This window comes from Paramicrobacterium humi (genome assembly GCF_900105715.1).
Classification (GTDB): Bacteria; Actinomycetota; Actinomycetes; order Actinomycetales; family Microbacteriaceae; genus Paramicrobacterium; species Paramicrobacterium humi.
Genome location: NZ_FNRY01000001.1, coordinates 1163326 through 1182057 on the forward strand (window position 1 = coordinate 1163326; position 18732 = coordinate 1182057).

An 18732-nucleotide genomic window follows, 5' to 3' on the forward strand; every position below is an offset into this window, starting at 1 on the left:
CGGCACTTCCGCCCCGTGCGCAACCCCTATCCCCCGGTTCCGGATGCCGCGTAGCGTGTCGTTACACAAAGGCCAACGGGAGGTCCGCCATGTCGGTACGTGACCGCGAGCAGCAGGCGCGGCTCATCTGGGGCTGGGCGCTCGTCGGGTCCGCCGTCGCCTGCACGGGCGCTGTCGTCGCCGTCGCGGGCGCAGCCGTACGCTACTTGTCCGCGCTCGCCGCGGGACGCGTGAACGACGAACCCGTCGAGGTCGACGCCTCCGCGGCCGAGAACTACACGCAAGTGCGCATCTCCGGCGTCACGCGCAAGATGACCCTCGATTCAGCGTCTCCCGTGCCGCCGGAGAATCCGCACGCCCCGCCCGGACACGCGTAGCGCAGTCAGCATTCGGCGGGCGCCGCGTAGAGCCGAGTCGCCGCGTCGATCGATCCGCTCGCGCCACGGGTTCCGCGTCGCGCCACCGGGTCTAGTTTTGTGTACGAAAAACTGCTAGTTTTGTGTACGAAAAAGGATCGGCCGTGGCAGGTGCTCCAAGAGGCTGACATGAACGACAACATCGCGAAGCCGGTGAACGGCTCCTATGGTGAAATCGGCGGGGTGGACATCACCGAGGAAGTGATTGCACGCCTCGTGAAGAACGCCGAGGACCAGTTTCCTGGGGCAACGTTTCGCTCGCCCGGTCGACCGTCTCGAACCGATGAGCCATCACGAGCGATCACCGTGCGTCTGAGCGAGTCCGAGTTGGCAGCAGTCATGGCACGAGCCGAGCGCGAGCACCGCACCCGCTCAGAGGCAATCCGCGCCGCACTCGCCGAGTGGGCACACGCTGCCGCCTGAAAATGCGCGGCCACGCTTGTGTAAATGGGGGCCCTGCCGCACGAGCGGCCCTCATCATCTTGTGACGCATCAAGAGTGCCCGCCGCCGCTAAAGGAACCATCGCGGCGCCGGGCCCTCATCGAGCGACTGTTCGCAGGCGAGAAGCAGCACGCCAACGCTCCACGCGTGCGAGAGGGTGAGCAGCATTCCCTTCGGCTGGAAGCAGTACGTCTGGTAGAAGCGCTCGCTCACCATGCCGCGGTACGCGTTGAAGTCGCCGTCGCAGCGGGCGATGAACTGCCGAAAGCACGCGAGCGTCTCGTCGGCGCGCTCCGCATAGTGCGGATCGCCGAGCGCTGCCGACAGCATCCGCAGCTCGCGCGTGCAGATGAGCCCGTACGCGTGCAGGTGCTGGTTCGACGGAGACGCCTGGTCAGCGCCTCGGGAGGCGAACTGGTAGACGCCGAGCAGGGTTCGCGGGTCGAAGTCAACGTTGTAGCTGTAGCGGAAGGTCAGCATCCAGTCGGCGGCGCGGCGCGCGAGATCGAGCCAGCGGTCGGCGCCCGTCGCCTCGAACAGCGCCAGGTACGCCATGACGGCGGCGTAGCCGTCCTCCGAGGTGGGCGCGAGGTCGACATCCTCGGGGGCGCCGTGGATGAACTCGCTGTCGACGAAGCGGGCGTAGTACTCCCCCGCCTGCTCTGCGGCGGGCAGGCAGCGCTCGTCCCAGTCGCGCGCCGCGACGAGCGCCGGGATCCAGGTGAGCGCCGAAGCGCCCTCCCACGACAGCACTTCGCCCGTCGTCGCGTCGTGCACGGCCCCCAGGTTGCCGTCGGGTCGCTGTCGGCGCAGCATCGCGTCGAGGTTCGAGCGTGCGGCATCCGCCCAGCCCGCGTGCTCGGGCTCGAGAGCGAGCGCCCGCACGAGAAACAGCGTCGCCTCCCCGAGCGTTCGAGCGTGCAGCCCGTTCGGAATGGGCGTCCAGCTCGTCGACCAGCCCGAGTCTCGGTACCAGACGCCCCAGAAGGTGCCGGAGGGCGAGAGGTTCGCGGCGACGAAGTCGAGCACCCGTCTGGCGGCATCCGCGTGCTTGGCGTTCCCCGTGCGGAGCCCGTGCCGTAGGAGCGCGTACGCCCACGGGATGCCGCTGATCCAGCCGACGTGCATCGCCTGCCGGTCGACGCTGAGGCCGTCGCGGCCCGTGACTCCGCGATCGAATCCCACGGTCTCGAGCAGCACGCCCGGATCGGGGTCGTAGTGCCAGTCGTGCAGCCCCTCGGCGGCGAGCTCCGCCGCCGTCGGGACGTCGACCCACGGGCGAAGCGGCGCGGTCGGGACGGATTCGGCGTGCAGCGTCCGCAGCGTGGGCGCGTAGGAGTGCCGATCGGCTTCGAGCGCGAACACGCGCACCGTGAGCTCCACGGCGGTTCCGGGCTCGAAGGTGAACGTCTCGCTCTCGGGGTCGCGCGGACGCTCGTCGCCGTAGTAGGTGACGGGCGACTCGCGGAACGGGAACCGCACGTGGATGCGCGCCGTTCCCGTCGCGGCGTCGTGGGCGAAGCCGACTCCCGTGAGACCGAGCGGCGACCGCTCGTCGGCGGCGAGGGCCAGGCCCGCGGCCCCGGGGTCGGGCCACGCGAACACGGCCGGCGTCGCGGCCCGGTCGGCGCGAAACTCCCACGCGCTGCTGACGAGCAGCTCGGCGTCGGCGGCCGAGTCGGCGCCGATCTCGAAGCGGGGAAACGCGCGCGTGTTCGCGGCGGGCCGGTTCTCGCCGTAGAACGCGCCGGGAATGAGCCACCACGGATCAGTCGAGGCGCCGAGAGCGCACGACACGCGAACGGATGCCGCGGCAGCCGTGTCTCCCGTGTGGCGCAGCCGCACGAGCACGCGCCACCCGGACCCCGCCTCGGCGCCCTGCCACACGGTCTCCACGTCGAACCGCTCTGTCAGCACCCGGTCGGCCGCGTCGACGACCGTCACCTCAAGCGGCGGGCGGTCGGTCGCGGCGGTCGCGGTCACGGCCGGTCGTGTCCCTCGTTCGAGCTCGCGCGGAAGTGCGCGTTGCTGAGGTCCTCGCTACCCGTGCGCGGCTTCGGAGAGACGCTGTCTGTCGTGCCAGACTCCGGCGCCTCGAAGCGGCTCACGGTCACGGGCGACCCCTCGATGGGCCACTCGACGAGATCGACGGTGGTCACCTCCGCGTCGGGGTCGCGGGGGATGCGGAACGTGCGCACCTGGCTCGGCCCGAAGTCCGCGTCGATGACGCGGCCGACGAGCGGGAGCTCGATGCTGCAGCGTGCGCTCTCGCCGCGGGTCTCGACCGCCCGCACGATGAGATCGGCGCCGCCGGCGGCATCCGTCTCGTCTTCGCTTCCCTTGACGGCGGTGACCATGACGGCCCCGCCGGTATCGGAGGCGAATGAATGCTCGGCGGGAAGCACGCCGCCGTGCGAGGACTCGAGCATGGCGCGAACGGGCGACTCGAGAAGGGCCGCGCGCCTGGCCGGGTCGACGTCGCGCCAGTCGCCGCCGTGCGGGACGAGCTCGTAGCTGAAGCGCTGGATGCCCTGATCCTGGAAGCTGTATACGCCGTCGGGGTCGAGCAGCCGCGGGTCGTGCCACGCGTAGACGGGGCTGCGCGCGGCGGTGATGCCGATGCTCGGCTGCCCGCCCTCCTCGGCCGGGGAAGAGTCGAACGCGTGCTTGTGCGCGGCGACGACGGTGAGGCCGGCCGGGCGACCGTCGACGCTGCCGCTGAGGTCGACCCAGGACTGCGCGGGCTCCTCGGCACCGTCCGTGGGGCGCTCGAGGTGGCCGTAGGGGATGCCGAACGTCGTGCGGGGATCGCTCACCGCGACGGGGAACCGCAGCTTGAGCAAGTGGGCCTCCTCACGCCAGTCGAGCGTGACCTCCACGCGCAGCACCGCCTGGTCGTGGTCGAGGATGAGCTCCTCGCTGAGCGTCGAGGCTCCCCACGCGCGCTCGACGCGCACGCGGGAGCGGAGCGGCCCGGTCTCGCGCACGACGATGCGCGACAGCGGCATGGGATCGCCGGGCCACGCGTACGAGATCACGCGGTGCCCCCACGTGTCGGTCGGGTCCTCGCACACCTGCGTGTGGCTCGCGGCATCCGTTCCCGCCATCACGTCGACGCCCGTCGCCTTGTCCAGATACGAGCGGATCCAGCCGGTCCGCGGGTCGAGCTCGATGCGCACCAGGTCGTTCTCGATGACGTGCTCGTCGACACGCAGGCTCGTGGATTCGAGCGCCCCGTGCGGGGCCGGTCCCGGCCGCATCCGGTACAGCCGGTAGCCGAGCGCCGGCACGTCGGCGCGGAACGCGAGGGCTCCCCTGCTCGTGTCGCTCGTCGTCGCGACGGACTGCATGTGCTGCACGAGAACGGGGGAGCCGGCGGCATCCACAACGTGCACTCCCCCGCGCAGCGAACCGTAGTTGAGCACGACGTCCGCCGTGACGGGCCACGGGTGCTGGTTGAACACGAGAACCGGCTGCGTGCCGTCCTCGAACGGCACGTCGACTTGCCGGGCGATCGTGTTGTGCGCTCGCACGATGATGCGCTTCGCGATCGAGGTGGCCTCGCCGAGCTGGTCGCGCGCGTCGTCGTAGGCGGGCTCGATGGCCGAGCCGGGCAGCACGTCGTGGAACTGGTTGAAGAGCACTTGCTTCCACGCCGTCTCGAGCTCTTCTCTCGGGTATCGGATGCCGTCACGCAACGCTGTGACGGCGGCCCAGCGTTCCGCGTTCAACACGGCGTGCTGGGCGCGACGCTGCCACGCCTTGATGCCCGAGTGGGCGGAGTAGCAGCCCGGCGCGTGATGCTGCAGGTCGTCGCGGCGCACGCCGAGGGCGTCGAGGAACGCCTCGCCCCGGCCGAGCATCTCGTCGAAGTACTCACGGGGAGAGGCCATGATCATCCTTCCGAACGAGCCCATCCGGTCGTAGCGGTGGATCGACTCGATGTTCGCCTTCGTCGGGCCGCCGCCGTGGTTTCCCACACCATAGAAGATCATGGCGTCGCCGAGGGACTTGTCGAAGTTTCCGAGGGCCTTGTCGACCTGGCCGTCGACCGAGCCGGGCGGGCTGCCGTACTCGAACGGGATGCGGTAGCCGAGCACGCGGCTGCCGTCGGGAGCCTCCCACCAGAAGAGGCTGTCGTCGAAGTCGCTCTCGTGCGGGCCGGGGCGCATGAACGTGTACGCGTCCATGCCGTGGCCGCGGAGGATCTGCGGAAGCATGACGTTGTGCCCGAACGGGTCGACATTCATGCCGACGGTCGCCGTGCGACCAAAACGGGACTGCAGGTACCGCTGACCGTAGAGGCCCTGGCGGGCGAAGCTCTCCCCCATCGGCATGTTGCAGTCGGGCTCGACCCACCAGCCGCCCACGTTCACCCAGCGCCCCTCGGCCTCACGCTGCCGGATGCGCTCGAACAGCTCGGGATCGGATTCCTCGACCCAGCTGAGCAGCACCATCTGGTCGCACGTGAAGATGAAGTCGGGGTACTCGTCCATGCGCTGGATCGCCGACCAGAAGGTGGCGCGGGCTTCCTGGTAGCCCTCTTGCCAGGGCCAGAGCCACACCGGGTCGAGGTGAGCGTTGCCGATCATGTAGAGGGTGCGATCCGGGGTCGCGCGCGGGCGTTCGCCTCGCGGCAGATCGGCGGGCTGGTCTCCGGCGGGTGCGTTCGCGACGGGGGCCTTTCGGGTCATTCTCTCTCTCCTTCGCCGGCAGCCCAGCTGTCGACGAGCTCGGATATCAGGTGCAGCATGAGCGTGTGCATCTCTTGGATGCGCGCGGTGATCTGCGAGGGCACGATGAGGGAATAGTCGGCGAATTCGCGCGCGGCACCGCCGTCGCCACCGCCGAACAGCACCGTCGTCGCGCCGTTCTGCTTCGCGCGTTGCAGACCGCTCACGACGTTGGGCGAGGAGCCGCTCGTCGTGAATCCGGCCACCATGTCGCCGGGGCGTGCGAGGGCTTCGACCTGGCGGGCGAAGACATCGTCGTAGGAGTAGTCGTTCGCGATGCAGGTCATCACCGTGGGGTCGGTGCTCAGGGTGACGGCCCCGAGCGGACGGCGGTCGCGCTTGTAGTGGCCGATGATCTCGCCCGAGAAGTGCTGGGCGTCGGCGGCGCTTCCGCCGTTGCCGAACGTGTAGAGGCGGTGGTCGGCGGCGTACGCGCGGCACAGCGCTTCGCCGACCCGGCGGACGGTCGGCAGCAGCGCGGTCATGCCGGTCGCGGTGTTGACGTGCGTGTCGAGCTGATCGCGCATCCAGTCAGACATGGGCGACCTCCTCCGCGCCCGGTGCTTCTCCAGCTCCCGGGACGCTCTCGAGGGCGACGGCGCCCGCGCCGACGACGCCTACCGCGTCACCGAGTTGCGCGAGTTCGATTCTCACCGCGGCCGCCGCGGGAGGCATCGCCTCACGGAGCACGGCCTCGCGGATCGGATCGATGAAGGCGGAGCCGGCGCGGGTCACTCCCCCGCCGAGAACGACGAGTTCCGGCTCCAGGATGTTCACGAGGTCCGTCACCGCGATGCCGAGCATGTGCGTTGTCTCCGCCCAGATCTGCCGGGCGAGCGGGTCTCCCGCGTGCGCCGCCGCCGACACGTCTTCGGCCCGGATCGTGGGCAGGTCCGCGAGCGCGGAGTCGCCGCCGCGCTCGTCGACGGCTTCGCGCGCTCGTTCGGCGATCGACGTGCCCGACGCATAGGCCTCAAGGCAGCCGAGACGCCCGCATTTGCACAGCCGCCCGTTGGAGCGCACGAGGATGTGACCGTACTCTCCGCCGTTGTTCGCAGCTCCCCGGTGCAGTGCGCCTCCCACGATCGCTCCCCCGCCGATTCCCGTCGAGACCGTGAGGTACAGCATTGTCGATGCGCCTCGTCCGCGGCCGAAGCGGAACTCGCCGAGAGCGGATGATGTGGCATCGTTCTCAAGCACGGCTGGAGCATTGAATCGCTCGTGTGCGAGCGCCGAGATCGGCACGTGATCCCAGCCGGGGAGGTGCAGTGGGCTGAGCAGGACACCCCTCTTCGCGTCGAGCGGGCCGCCGCAGGAGATGCCGACGGCGTCGACGGGACCGAGGCCCGCCGCGACGATAGAGCGCTCTCCGAGCGCGAAAAGCCGGGAAATGACGGAGTCCGGTCCCTCCTCGCGACGTGTCGGCTCCACGAGCATGCCGTGAGTCTCCCCGTCGGACGTGACGACGGCGGTGGCGAGTTTGGTGCCCCCGATGTCGAGCGCGAGCACGCGTCGTCGCTCTGTCGTCATTGCTCCCCCTTGAGGTGACATTTCTGGGATCGTTCCCACGTCAGTCTAGGGTGTGCTTTGCGGGCGGGTCAACCAAGACGTGGGCGCTCGTGTTCCGGCCGCTGGTCCGGTTCAGTCCAGGAGAAGGCGCTCGACAGGTTGTCCGGTCACGTCTGCGATCAGCTCGAAGTCCTTATCGACGTGGAGCACGGTCAGTCCAGCGGCCTCGGCTGTCGCAGCGATGAGCAGGTCGCCCACAGAGGGAGCCCGATGGTGGCCCTTCGCGACGAGCAATGCCTGTACCTCGAGCGCGCGCGCCTCCCCCGCTGGCGTCAGATCGACGTGTTCCCTGGATGTCGAGGATTTCGAATCACTCGATGTCGACGAGCGCTTCGGTGTGCTGGCCGAGCCGCAGCGAGCCGATCGTGACGTCGAGCGCGACGCGGCAGCGGCGTGCCGGTCCATCGCCCGCGCGCACGACGATGGACACCTCCCGTTCCTCGGCGGCTGCGAGGTCGACGCTCGTCTCGCCCGCGTCCGTCTGCCAGCCCGCCGGGACGACGGGGCGCAGCACGGCCGTCGCGGCATGGTGGTGCGGATTGCGCACGGTGGCCGTGAAAGTGACCTCGGCCCCCGGTGCGCTGCGGGAGCGGTAGGGGATGAGCCGCGCCATCACACCATCGGCGCCGAGATCGAGCTCGTCGAGGGGGAGGAGCGCCTCGTGCATCTCGATGAGGTCTTCGCCGGCGTACGCCAGATAGTCGAGGTAGCCGTCGTCGACGTGGCGCGGCTCCCAGTGCCCGCTCAGCAGGAGGCCGGGTGCGATGCGGCGGTACAGCTCGGCGCTCGCGCGATAGTCGTGGATGCGGAAGCGGTTGCGGTACTGGTAATTGAGGATCTCGTGCCGTTCCCCGGGGATGCCGAGGTTCTCCTGCTGGTCGCCCGTGAAGACGACGGTGACGCCGTCGACGTGCAGCTCGAACGCCGAGGCGAAGAGAGTATGGCCGGGCTGCTCGTGCACCCGGATCGTGTGCTCGTGCCAGGTGAAGGCCTCATCCGTCGGGAGCACGCGGTCGGCGTGGATCGGCTCGTACCACTGGCAGGGAAGGTCGTACTTCCAGGGGTCGTCGAGGATCGGCGCGACATTCGAGGGCGACCAGATCTCGGTTCCCTCGACGTCTCGCAGCAGGCTGAGACCCGCGACGTGGTCGTCGTGATAGTGCGTCGTGAGGGCGACGGCGATGCGCGTGACGCCGAACTGCCGCTTGAGTGCGGGGAGCGAGGCGAGCCAGGGCCGCCGCGCGGCGCGGTCGGTTCCCGTCGGCAGACCCGTCGTCATGTCATAGCCGTAGTCGATGATGAGCGCCTCGCCGGTGTCGGAGAGCACGATGTAGCAGCACGAAAGACTCGACCGGTTCAGCAGCAGATGGTCGGTGAGCTGGATGAACGGATTGCGCAGCCGGTCGTGCAGGTCCCACGGGTGCCAGCGTCGGGAGTCGACGTGGTACTGCATGCGAGCGGCGAGCAGGCCGAGCGCGTCGTCCGGATGCCACATGGTGTCGCCATGGGAGGGCAGAAGGGCATTGAGGTTCTCGTCCTGCAGCAGATAGCAGCTGAGGACTGTTATCGCGGGCCCCTCGTGGGCGGTGTACGACCACTGCGATGCGGCGAGTGACCAGACCTTGCCGGGGGAGTAGATGAGGTCACCGGAGAATCCGATCCGCTGCCCGTCGCGCTCGAGGATGTAGGTCACGGAGCCGATCGTGTGGCCCGGTGTGGGCAGCGTGTAGAGCGTGACACCGCCGAAATCGGCGGACCGGTATTCGGGCACGACGCCGGTGATGGGAACAGACTCGAGCAGCGAGAAGCGATCCTGCCGAAGGTTGTAGTCGTTGTCGAGGGGGCGGGTCTCCCACATCTCCTCGACGTTGCGGAACAGCTCGACTTCGACGGGCGGCACGTGCACGCGCGCGCCGTGCTCAACGGCGAGCGGGAGCCCCTGCGCCTGATCGCGGTGGTGATGCGTCATGACGACGTCGGTGATCCGGTCGATGGCGAGGTCGGCGAGAACCTCGAGGGCGCGCCCGGCGCCGAAGTCGACAGCGACGGCCGTGCGCTCCTCCGACGGCGACCCGTCGGCGACGATGAGGTACACGTTGCACGTGTCGCCCACCCGGTAGACGCCGCGGGTCACTTCGACGACATCGTCGCCGGAGTATTCGCCAGCACGTGGTGCGGGCATGCTCACAGTCCCTCGCGATAGTGCCGCCAGGTCGCGGCGATCTCGCGCAGATCGGCGGAGTCGATGTGCTCGCCTGACCGGTCGATCGCCTCGAGGTAGTACAGCGCGGGAACACCGAGATGCACTTGCTCGTGCGCGTAGCGCAGCCATTCGGCGCGGTTCGGCATCGGCCACTGGTCGGTGTCGACGAGAGTGTCGGGGAGCACGCGCGAGGCGATCTGATGGCGCATGCGCAGCTGGTCGACGACGGGCACGCGCGCGCCGCTCACGTCGTACTTCGAGACATCGTTCAAGCGCACCATCGTGCACACGTCCGCGAACGACGGATGCACGGCGTGCGCGACGACGAGCGCGTCAGGTTTCGCCGCGCGGGCGCCCTCGCACAACGTGCTGAGCAGGCTGTGCACCGCGGCGATTCCCCACGTCGTCTCTGTCGCGCGCAGCGCATGCCCGCTCGGGCCGCGTTGGGTGAAGTCGATCTTCAGCCCGTCAGCGTCGAGTCCCTCGGGACTGAGCAGGTGATGCAGGATGCCGCGGAGGCGATCCCGATAGGCCTGGTTTCCCGCGTCCACGCTCACGGGCCGACCGCGTGGATCGGTGACACATTCCGCAGCGGGAATACCTTCGGGATCCCACGCTTTCCACCACAGCAGAACGCGCTGCCCGGCGCCGTGCCGGGCGGCGATCCAGCCCTTGAGATCCGGCCAGTGTTCGGTGTTTATCGCTCCCGTTCCGTACGCGGACTGCCAGCGGTCGTCGATGACGATGGTTCCCGGGACGATCTCGTGCGCTTTCAGCCGGGCGAGGAACTCGTCATAGACGCTCTCGCGCGCGAAGCTCGCCGCTGCGGCCGTCACGGACTTCTCGTCGTCGGCCGTCTCGGGCGCCGTGTCGGCGGTCGGTTCGCTCGGGCCCACGTGGAGCACGTGCGAGGAGCGCGCGCACTGCGCTCCCCAGCCGCAGAACATGGGGTGCCGCCACCAGTCCGGGATGGCGCGGGCGGACACGTCAGGGGCGAGGCCATGAGCGGCGAGGTCGTCGCGGTAGGCGTCCAGAACGCGCCAGCCGTCGCCGATGCCGGTGGGGGAGAGGACGAGAGTGGGGGAGTCCCACGTGCCGTCGACGGGCGTGTGACCGTCGTAGTCGAGCGTGATCGCGAACCCGTTCTCGCTCGGCGCGTAGCGCATGCTCGTGAACCGCAGCTCGTCCACGCTTGCGCGCAGCCAGAGGCCGAGCCAGTCGCCCTCGGGCGCGTGCGCCGTCACCGCGACGTGCTCGCGTGTCAGACCGAACGCGAGCGGGGGCGGCGAGAACACGGCGTTGAGCCTCCCGGGGTCGGCGTCGCCGACGACGCCGAGCGTCGCGGGGGTGCGAGACGAGCGAATGAGCTGCACGGGCTCGGTCGCCGCGGGGACGAGCACGCCCGTGAATACCGCCTCCGAGCGGAAGGTGCCGCACGCGCCGGTCGGGAGCATCGCGCGTCCGCCGAACAGCGCGACTTCGCTGAGCGTCCCGATGCCTCGCACGCTCGTGGAGAGTTCGAGCGTCGCGGGGGTGCACACGAGGCGCGTCTCGTGCTCATCCCAGATGGAGCTGCTCAGCCGCACCCCGATGCGGATCGCGTCGACGCCGTATTCGCACACCTCGACGGCGTCGACGCTCACGCTCTCGTCGACGCCGTTGGTCGTGTCGACGCTGCTGAGCAGGTTGACGCTCAGCCAGTCGCCGCCGTCGAGGTCGCGGAGCAGGGCGTACGGGGCCGACTCGAATCCCGAGGCGAAGCGCGGGACCTCGAGCTCATAGCGCGCAGCGCGCACGATCAGGCGCTTGCCGGTGCGCTCGATCAGGGGGCGGTCTGTCGCGTTCGCCGCAAGAGTTGCCGTTGTCTGCGATTCGGTCATGGATTCTCATCGAGGGTGTGAAGGAGGGCGGCGGTGCCGCTGTCGGGTGAGGTGAGCACGGGAACGTCGGTCGGGGCGTCGGCGGCCGCCTCCGCCATGGAGGCTTGAGCGAGCACGATGACGTCGGAGCGCGCGGCGGCGTCGAGCAGAGCGGCGGCGATGAGCCGGTTGTGCTCGTCGGGCCGGCCGGCGGAGCGGGCCGCGGCGGCGCCTTCGACGACGTGGGCCTGCACGCGAACGTCGGCGTCGGCCGCCGCGCGTTCAAGCAGCCGGCCCGTCGGGCCGAGCGTCGCTTCCAGGGTCGCGAGGACGGCGATGCGGCCCGGTCCGTCCGTCGGGTCGTGGCCCCGCAGGGCGGTATCGACGGCGGTGCGCGCCATGGCGGTATCCACGCGAAGGACGGGCACGGTCGCGGATTCCGCCGCCTGCTCGACGGCCTCGCCGATCGACGAGCAGGTCGCGAGGATCGCGCGTGCTCCGCAGCGCTGCAGGTAGCCGATGTGCGCGGCGACGCGCTCGGTCACCTCGTCGGTCACGCCGACGTCGATCGCGGTCTCGAGCAGCGCCGAGTCGACGACGTGCACGAGGTCCACGTCGGGCCGCCGCGCCCGGATGCCGCTCTGGAAGGAGTCGGCGAGGGCCGGCACGGTGTGCAGGAGTCCGAGTCGCGTGCTCATGCCTCGCTCCAGGGGCGCGCGTTCCGGTCGACGACGTCGATGAGCGCTCGCAGTCGCGGCACGGACGTCTGCCGCAGCGCGGCCGGGACGTCATCGGCGCCGACGATGTCGCTCCAGAGCGCTCGCCCCGCGAGGAAGCCGCTCGCGCCGGCCCGGCAGGCGGCCTCGACGGCGGGCAAGAACCGGTCACGCTCGACGCCTTGCGAGAGCACGACCCAGGGGCCGGTGATCGCGGCGGCGAGTCGTTCGCTCGCCGCGGCCTGCTCGGTCTTCTCTCCCGCGCCGGCGAGCGGCACCTGCACCTTGTACAGGCTCGGACCGAGCGGGGAGAGCTCCTTCGCCGCCTCGACGATGGCGTCGTCTGCGTCCCAGCTGCCGTCGTCGAGCTCGCCGGGCGTGGACCGGACGACGGGCTCGAGAACCGAGAGCACGCCGCGCCTGGCCGCCGTGTTGATGAACGAGCGGGCGAGCTCGATGCGGCGCGCCCGGTGCTCGTCACGGCGCCAGATGATGAGCAGCTTGATCGCCGCGACGCCCGCGAGGTCGAAATCGGGCGCGCACACGACCTCGTCGAGCGCCGTCTCCTCGACGGGACCGCCGTCGTCCTGCGTGAGCGCGTCGGCGGCGAGAATGAGCCCCGTGGACGCGGGCAGCAGGCCGGCGTCGCGCACCTCGGGGTAGCCGTAGTGCCGGTCGATGAGGAATCCGGACGCGAGCGGCCCGAGCACTTCGGCGACGTCGAGCTTGAACGCGCGCAGCACGTCGTCCGCCGGCCGTCCGGCGCCCGCGGCGTCGAACATCGTGCGCAGGCTCTCGCGCTGGTCCATGGCGACCATCGCGAGAGCTCCGCTTTCGCGGGCGATGGGGCGCAGATCCCTGCGGCGGTCGTTTCGCGTCATACGCGCCTCTCCTCTGTCGGGGTCGGGGCCGCGAGTGCGGCTCGGCGGAAGGTGTCGTAGGCGGCCTGCGCCTCGCTCTCGGCGGGTGGGGTGATGACGGATGCCGCCGGCAGGCGCACGTCGTCGGCGCACACGCCCGCCCGCACGGCCGCGAGCAGCGCGGCCGAGCACGCGACAGGTTGAGCGACGTGCGCAACGCGCAGCGGCCGGCCGAGGACGGCGGACTTCAACGCAAGCCACTCCGCGTTCCCCGCGGGAGCGCCGCCGATGACGGCGAGCGGTTCGACGCTCGGGGCGAGCGGGTCCGCCGCGGCGTTCTGCTGCGTCTCGGCCATCCAGCGCAGCTGCAGGCACAGGCCGAGGAGCGTCGCGCGGCGGAGCTCGTCGTCCGAGCGCGTCGCGGGGTCGACGGGGCGCCCGGCGATGTCGATGAGCTCGTCGCGGGCGGTCCGGTCGGGGTGCGGAGTCTGCCGGCCGGAGGGGTAGGGCAGCCGGATGAGTTCGCCGAGCCTCGTGGTCCCATCGACGGGGCCGGGGGAGTGCGCCCATCCCGCGAGGAGCGAGCCGCCGCTCGCGCCGGCGAGAAGCGACTCGTGCGCGCCAGGGACGGTGCGCGTGAGGCTCATGCCCGTCGCGGAAACGGCGGCGCGGTCGGCGGGTGCACCGAGCACGCGGACGAGCGCTTCCGTCGTTCCCATCGAGTCGGCGTCGTCGCCGGGGCCTCGCGCGCCGGCTCCCCAGGCTCCGACGGCGTGGTCGTGGCCGGCGACGTAGACGGGCGTGCCCTCGCGCAGCCCGGTCGAGTGGGCCGCGGCCGCCGACACGGCGCCGACGGCTTCTCCCGGAGCGACGACGTCGGGCAGCTTGTCGGGCGTGAGGCCGACGAGCGCGAGCAGTCGTGCGTCGAAGCCGCGCGGCATCCGCTCGCCCCGTGCGGGAAGCAGGTACGCGCCCGTGCGCCCCGCGAGCGTGTGGTCGGTGGCACAGTGGCCGGCGAGGGTGTGGGCGATCAGGTCGGCGACGCCGGACCAGCGGGCGAGGCGCCGCCACAGACCCGGGTCGTCGGCGCCGAGCGCGTGCCACATCGCGAGCGGCACCTTAGGCAGCGCCGGCACTCCCGTCGCGCAGAAGAAGCGCTCGGGGTCGATGCGTTCGAAGACGGTGGCGTCGGCGGACGCGTTCCAGCGCACGAGCGGGGTCAGGGGCGTGCCCGCCGCATCGAGCGGCACGCCGGTCTCTGCCATCGACGCAATGCCGACGACGAGCGGATGCCGGGGGGCCACGGCCGTGAGCTCGCGGAGCGCCTGCGTCACCGAGTCGCGCAGCTCGTCCGCGGTGTCGGGAGTGGAGAACTGCCGCACGGCGAGCTCACGGAGCTCCGACCGGGGTCCGCCGCAGGAGACCAGCACCGCCTTCGTATTTGTGCTGCCGATGTCGATGCCGACCGCGACGGCAGCGTCCGGGAGCGCCGCATCGTCCGGCGCGGCTGTCGCCGGCGAAGCGCCTTCGGATGCCGTCCTCGCCATAACCCCATTTTGTCCGTTTCTGCACAAAGAGGTCAAGATTTGTCGCACTATTGACAAACGCTTCGCGCAGAACGTTGGATGGATGCGTGCGATACACCGAAGCTCCCGCGCGACGTGCGGAGATCCTGCGCCGCCTGGAGGAGACCGGCTATGTCTCCTCCGGCCAGCTCGCGGCGGAGTTCGGCGTCTCCGAGATGACGATTCGCCGCGACGTGCGCCAGCTGCAGCTCGAGGGACGCGCGCGCCGCGTCACCGGGGGAGCGACGCTCGTCGGCAGCATCCCGTTCGATGAGCGCACCAGGTCGGGCGCAAGGGAGAAGCGGGAGATCGCCGCCGCCTGCGCCGCGCTTCTGCCGCCCTCGGGGACGGTCGCGCTCGATGCCGGAACGACGGTGGCGCCGCTCGCGGACCTCGTCGGGCCGGGCTCTACCGTCGTGAGCCACTCGGCGCCCGTGATCAGCGCGTGCACGGCGCGCGACGACATCGAGCTCATCGGCGTCGGCGGCGTGTATCAGCGCGACACGCGCTCATTCGCGGGACCGGGAGCGGCCAGTGCGTTCGAGTCGCTCTCGGTGGACGTCGCCGTGCTCTCCGTCACCGCTGTCGACGCGGCCGGGCTCATGTGCGCGAACATGCTCGACGCCGAGGTGAAGAAGCGCATGGCCGGCAGCGCCGAGACGGTCATCGTGCTCGCCGACCACACGAAGCTCGCTCGCCGGGCCTCCATCCGCATCGGCCCGCTCGCGCTCGCCGATGTTCTCGTCACCGACGCCGGCGCGTCGCCCGAACTGCTGTCGGCGGTGCGGGACACGGGCGTCCGCGTCGTCATCGCGGATGACGAGGAATCCGTCGTCGTCTGACGCCGGACAGCATCCGACCGCTCGTGGAGAACACCGATGCTCGATGATCTTCTGCCCACACCGCACGTCGTTCACGGCGACGAGTCCGGTGCCCGCGTGCCCGCCGACCGGATCACGCTCGTCGTCGGCCACGCACCGGGGAGCGAAGCGTGGCGGCTCCTCGCCGACGAGCACCCCGAGGCGCTCCCGCCTGAGGGCTACATCCTGCGCGTCAGCGGGGACGAGAGCGGCGGGAGGGCCGTGATCGCGGCGGCCGACGAGGGCGGTCTCTTCCGCGGACGCGGGACGCTCGCCCAGGTGCGGGCCGAGCCGGCCGGCGTGCCCGCGCTCACGATCCGGGACGCGCCGACGCTCAGCCGGCGCGGCGTCGTGGAAGGGTTCTACGGACCGCCCTGGTCGCACGCCGACCGCGTCGAGTTCCTGCGCTTCGCCGGCCGCGTCGGCTTCAACGAGTACGTCTACGCCCCCAAGGACGACACCTACCATCGCGAGAACTGGCGGGAGCCATACCCGGCCGCCCTGCTCGGCGAGATCGCGGAGCTCGTCGCCGAGGCCGAGCGCAACCGCGTGCGCTTCGTCTACGCGATATCCCCGGCGCTCTCGATGCGCTTCGCCGAGCGCGGCGAGCACGAGGCGCTCGCGGCGAAGGCCCAGCAGCTGTGGAGCGCGGGCGTGCGCCGGTTCGCCGTGCTCTTCGACGATGTGCCGGGCGAGCTCACGCACGCCGCGGACCGGGAGCGCTTCGGGGCGGATGCGCGGGCGACCGGGCGAGCGCACGGCTTCGCGGCAGCCGTCTTCGAGGAGGAGTTCCTCCGCGCGCATCATGTCCCCGACCCTCTGCTCATCTGCCCCACCGACTACGCGGGCTGCGCGCCATCGCCATACCGGGAGGGCCTGCGGGAGACGCTGCCCGAGGACGCCCTCGTGCTGTGGACGGGCTCCGACATCGTCGTGGGCGAGGTCACGCGACGCGACATCGACGAGGCCGCGGCGAGCTACGGTCGGCGGCTCGTGCTGTGGGACAACTTCCCCGTCAACGACTTCGACCGCAGCCGCCTGTTTCTCGGCCCGCTTCTCGGGCGCACGACGGACCTCGCGGGCTCCGCGCTCGTCGGCGTGGCCTCGAACCCCATGGTCGAGGCGGCTCCGTCGCACCTCGCGCTCGCCACCGTCGCCGACTGGGCCTGGAACCCCGAGACGTACGTGCCCGCCGACTCCGCCCGCCGGGCGCTCGGGGCCGTGGCCGGCCGGCACGCCGCAGCCGTCGAGGCTCTCGTCGCCGTGAGCAGCTCCTGGCCGCCGTCCGCGCCGCAGAGCGCGCATATCGGCGCGCTCGCCCCCGCGGCGCTCGGCGGCGACGCGGACGCCCTCGCCGGGCTCGAAGCCGCCCTCACCCTGCTCGCTCGGGCGGGAGAAGACGAACAGGCCCCGCCGTCGCCGCTCACGAACGCGCTGCGGCCGTGGCTTGCGGCGGCTCGGGATGCCGCTGACGCGGGCGCTCGCGCCTGCGCGCTGCTGCGGCACATGGGGGAGGAGCACGAACAGGCGCTCGTGGCCGAGCGGGAAGCGCTCGCGCGCGCCCAGGAGCGGGCGGACGCGCACTATCAGAACGTTCTGCGCTCGGTGCTGCCCGATTTCGTGCGCGAAGTTCTCGTGCGCGCGGGAATGGCCGGCATGAGCGTGCCCGCTCACCGCCACGTCGCCGTCCTCGTGGGCGGCAACCCCGTCCCCGGCGACCGGGACCTGTCGGAGCGGCTGACCGCACGCGGCTTCGACGTCGATCTCGTCGCGCCGGGCGGCGCCGTGCGCGAGGACACCGACCTCATCATCGTGTCGCCGAACGCGGGAGCAGCCGACGCACGAGCGGTGACGGACGCCGCCGTTCCCCTGCTTGCATGGGGGCGCTTCGACACGCTCGGCCTCTCGAGCCGGTCAGGCGAGGTCCTCGGCCAGGAGGACATCGCGGTCATCGACGACGCCCACCCGCTCGCCGCGGGCGCGAGCGGGACGGTTCGCGTCTACCGCGGCCCCGGTATGGTCAGCTGGGGGCGCGTCGGCCCGCACGCCGAGATCGTCGCGACGACCTCGACGAACGGGTTGCCCGTGATCGCGCGATACCCCGCGGGCAGCACCCTCGCCTCCGGCCGGCGCGCGCCCGCCGACCGCGTGCTATTCTTCCTCGGCACCGATGGCCTCGCCCCGTGGCTCATCGCGCCGGAGGGGCACGAGCTCTTCACGGCCGCCGTCAACCTGCTGTGTGGCGAGCTCGCGATCACCGGAGCTCGCCACACCGAGGCCTGAGTCACTTCGCGAGCGCGAACCCCGACGTCCACGAGGTCTTCTCGCCCGCGGCGAGCAGAATCTGCAGGAAGCCGAGCGCCTCGAGCTCCCGAGCGCGCTTGAGCGATCCGGCATCGAGCGCGCGCAGGCCGGACGAGGCAATGAGGTCCGTCAGCGCTGACTTCGCGTCCGCATCGTCTCCCGCGACGAGAACCGTCGTCGGGGTTCCGGCGACGTCGCCCGTGGCGAGAGTCGCGGCGAAGTTCGTGTTGAACGCCTTGAGCACCGAGGCGCTCGGCAGCTTCGCGGCGATCTCCGCGGCGGCGGAGGCATCGGCGGGAACGTCGAGTCCGTCGAACGTCTCGCCGTTGACGGGGTTCGTCATGTCGACGACGATCTTGCCAGCGAGAGCGTCCGCGTAGGCGGTGAAGATCTCGCCGAGCGCCGGATACGGCACGGCGAGGATGACGATCGAGCCGGTGATCGCGTCGCCGATCGTGCCGGCGGCCGTGCCGCCCGCCGCGTTCGCCTTTGCGGCATCCCGAGCGAGAACCTGCACGCTGTTTCCTGCCGACGAGAAGCGCCCGGCGAGCGCCGAGCCCATGTTTCCCGCACCGATAATCGTGATGTCCGTCATGTCCACTCCTTCGATTGGTTGTCTCTACAAGGAAACTACGCCACTTTGGTTGTTGCGTCAACTAATTTGGTAGAATGGCGTCATGACCGAACCACGATGGCTCACCGCGGAACAGCTCGAGGCGTGGAAGCGTCTCGTCGCCGTCGTCGAGCTGCTTCCCGGCATCCTCGACTCGCAACTGCAGCGCGACGCCGATCTCACGCACTTCGAGTACTACACGCTTGCCATGCTCTCCGAGAGCGAGGGCCGCACACTGCGCATGACGGCGCTCGCCGCTCAGACGAACGCGACGCTCCCGCGGCTCTCGCACGTCGTCTCGCGGCTGGAGAAGCGAGGGCTGATCGAGCGGATGCCGTGCCCGGAAGACCGGCGGGCCACCAACGTGCGCCTCACGGAGGCCGGTTGGGAGAAGCTTGTCGAGACCGCTCCCGGTCACGTCGCGACGGTGCAGGATGCCGTCATCGGCGCCCTCGACGAGCGCGACGTCAGTGACCTTGCGCGCATCGCCGAGCGAGTGCTCTCGCGAATCGACCCCGATAGCGTCTTCGGCATCACGGGCCATCGAGGGCCGCGCTGAGATCAGTGACGGAGGGTTTCCCTTCGTGGGTTC

16 protein-coding genes are annotated in these 18732 nt (G+C 70.7%); 5 read left to right on the plus strand and 11 right to left on the minus strand.

Annotated features, from left to right (window positions below; genetic code table 11):
- Positions 1-89 precede the first annotated feature (89 nt).
- Both BLV49_RS05845 and BLV49_RS05850 read left to right on the plus strand, forming a co-directional pair.
- The gene (locus tag BLV49_RS05845; protein ID WP_091181243.1) at positions 90-377 is read left to right on the plus strand and encodes a hypothetical protein; all 288 of its coding nucleotides are present in this window, start codon (positions 90-92) and stop codon (positions 375-377) included.
- Positions 378-545: 168 nt separating this feature from the next.
- Complete coding sequence (locus tag BLV49_RS05850; protein WP_091181246.1) at positions 546-839, plus strand: ribbon-helix-helix protein, CopG family; 294 nt, start codon at positions 546-548, stop codon at positions 837-839.
- Between the two features lie 88 nt (positions 840-927).
- Here BLV49_RS05850 and BLV49_RS05855 read toward each other — a convergent pair whose 3' ends face one another.
- From BLV49_RS05855 to BLV49_RS05900, 10 genes are all read right to left on the minus strand, one after another.
- Positions 928-2841, minus strand: coding sequence for a YyaL domain-containing protein (locus BLV49_RS05855; protein WP_245723547.1), 1914 nt, complete (start codon positions 2839-2841; stop codon positions 928-930).
- Entirely contained in the window at positions 2838-5552 is a 2715-nt protein-coding gene (locus BLV49_RS05860; protein WP_091181249.1) for an alpha-mannosidase, read from the minus strand. Before BLV49_RS05860 ends, BLV49_RS05855 begins: the two co-directional genes overlap by 4 nt.
- Entirely contained in the window at positions 5549-6130 is a 582-nt protein-coding gene (locus BLV49_RS05865) for a D-sedoheptulose-7-phosphate isomerase (protein WP_091181253.1), read from the minus strand. The genes BLV49_RS05860 and BLV49_RS05865 overlap by 4 nt, the downstream gene beginning before the upstream one ends.
- Positions 6123-7121, minus strand: coding sequence for an ROK family protein (locus BLV49_RS05870; protein WP_091181257.1), 999 nt, complete (start codon positions 7119-7121; stop codon positions 6123-6125). Before BLV49_RS05870 ends, BLV49_RS05865 begins: the two co-directional genes overlap by 8 nt.
- 111 nt (positions 7122-7232) lie before the next feature.
- Positions 7233-7565 (minus strand): PIN domain-containing protein, encoded by a 333-nt coding sequence (locus BLV49_RS17365; protein WP_342706616.1) that lies wholly within the window; start codon positions 7563-7565, stop codon positions 7233-7235.
- Positions 7471-9342, minus strand: a complete 1872-nt coding sequence (locus BLV49_RS05880) for an MBL fold metallo-hydrolase (protein WP_091186840.1) — start codon at positions 9340-9342, stop codon at positions 7471-7473. The genes BLV49_RS17365 and BLV49_RS05880 overlap by 95 nt, the downstream gene beginning before the upstream one ends.
- A gap of 2 nt (positions 9343-9344) precedes the next feature.
- Positions 9345-11243, minus strand: a complete 1899-nt coding sequence (locus BLV49_RS05885) for an alpha-amylase family protein (protein ID WP_091181261.1) — start codon at positions 11241-11243, stop codon at positions 9345-9347.
- On the minus strand, positions 11240-11920 hold the full coding sequence (locus tag BLV49_RS05890; protein ID WP_091181263.1) for an aspartate/glutamate racemase family protein: 681 nt from the start codon (positions 11918-11920) through the stop codon (positions 11240-11242). The genes BLV49_RS05885 and BLV49_RS05890 overlap by 4 nt, the downstream gene beginning before the upstream one ends.
- Positions 11917-12819, minus strand: coding sequence for a hypothetical protein (locus BLV49_RS05895; protein ID WP_091181268.1), 903 nt, complete (start codon positions 12817-12819; stop codon positions 11917-11919). Before BLV49_RS05895 ends, BLV49_RS05890 begins: the two co-directional genes overlap by 4 nt.
- On the minus strand, positions 12816-14345 hold the full coding sequence (locus BLV49_RS05900) for an FGGY-family carbohydrate kinase (RefSeq protein WP_091181273.1): 1530 nt from the start codon (positions 14343-14345) through the stop codon (positions 12816-12818). The genes BLV49_RS05895 and BLV49_RS05900 overlap by 4 nt, the downstream gene beginning before the upstream one ends.
- A gap of 86 nt (positions 14346-14431) precedes the next feature.
- Here BLV49_RS05900 and BLV49_RS05905 point away from each other — a divergent pair, with 86 nt between their 5' ends.
- Positions 14432-15205 (plus strand): DeoR/GlpR family DNA-binding transcription regulator, encoded by a 774-nt coding sequence (locus tag BLV49_RS05905; RefSeq protein ID WP_176980737.1) that lies wholly within the window; start codon positions 14432-14434, stop codon positions 15203-15205.
- Positions 15206-15241: 36 nt separating this feature from the next.
- A complete protein-coding gene (locus BLV49_RS05910) occupies positions 15242-17506 on the plus strand; it encodes a glycoside hydrolase family 84 protein (protein ID WP_091181281.1) in 2265 nt (754 codons plus the stop codon).
- A gap of 1 nt (position 17507) precedes the next feature.
- Here BLV49_RS05910 and BLV49_RS05915 read toward each other — a convergent pair whose 3' ends face one another.
- Positions 17508-18122, minus strand: coding sequence for an NADPH-dependent F420 reductase (locus tag BLV49_RS05915; RefSeq protein WP_091181286.1), 615 nt, complete (start codon positions 18120-18122; stop codon positions 17508-17510).
- Positions 18123-18204: 82 nt separating this feature from the next.
- On the opposite strand from BLV49_RS05915, the gene BLV49_RS05920 reads away from it, so the two are divergent.
- Positions 18205-18699, plus strand: coding sequence for a MarR family winged helix-turn-helix transcriptional regulator (locus BLV49_RS05920; protein WP_091181290.1), 495 nt, complete (start codon positions 18205-18207; stop codon positions 18697-18699).
- Positions 18700-18732: the final 33 nt, after the last annotated feature.

Bases quoted from the DNA above. Each gene is read 5' to 3' on its own strand.
- BLV49_RS05850 (WP_091181246.1), top strand. From the start codon at position 546: ATGAACGACAACATCGCGAAGCCGGTGAACGGCTCCTATGGTGAAATC.
- BLV49_RS05920 (WP_091181290.1), top strand. From the start codon at position 18,205: ATGACCGAACCACGATGGCTCACCGCGGAACAGCTCGAGGCGTGGAAG.
- BLV49_RS05860 (WP_091181249.1), bottom strand. From the start codon at position 5,552: ATGACCCGAAAGGCCCCCGTCGCGAACGCACCCGCCGGAGACCAGCCC.
- BLV49_RS17365 (WP_342706616.1), bottom strand. From the start codon at position 7,565: ATGGACCGGCACGCCGCTGCCGCGTCGCGCTCGACGTCACGATCGGCT.
- BLV49_RS05895 (WP_091181268.1), bottom strand. From the start codon at position 12,819: ATGACGCGAAACGACCGCCGCAGGGATCTGCGCCCCATCGCCCGCGAA.
- BLV49_RS05915 (WP_091181286.1), bottom strand. From the start codon at position 18,122: ATGACGGACATCACGATTATCGGTGCGGGAAACATGGGCTCGGCGCTC.
- BLV49_RS05865 (WP_091181253.1), bottom strand. From the start codon at position 6,130: ATGTCTGACTGGATGCGCGATCAGCTCGACACGCACGTCAACACCGCG.
- BLV49_RS05880 (WP_091186840.1), bottom strand. From the start codon at position 9,342: ATGCCCGCACCACGTGCTGGCGAATACTCCGGCGACGATGTCGTCGAA.
- BLV49_RS05885 (WP_091181261.1), bottom strand. From the start codon at position 11,243: ATGACCGAATCGCAGACAACGGCAACTCTTGCGGCGAACGCGACAGAC.
- BLV49_RS05900 (WP_091181273.1), bottom strand. From the start codon at position 14,345: ATGGCGAGGACGGCATCCGAAGGCGCTTCGCCGGCGACAGCCGCGCCG.
- BLV49_RS05910 (WP_091181281.1), top strand. From the start codon at position 15,242: ATGCTCGATGATCTTCTGCCCACACCGCACGTCGTTCACGGCGACGAG.
- BLV49_RS05870 (WP_091181257.1), bottom strand. From the start codon at position 7,121: ATGACGACAGAGCGACGACGCGTGCTCGCGCTCGACATCGGGGGCACC.
- BLV49_RS05845 (WP_091181243.1), top strand. From the start codon at position 90: ATGTCGGTACGTGACCGCGAGCAGCAGGCGCGGCTCATCTGGGGCTGG.
- BLV49_RS05890 (WP_091181263.1), bottom strand. From the start codon at position 11,920: ATGAGCACGCGACTCGGACTCCTGCACACCGTGCCGGCCCTCGCCGAC.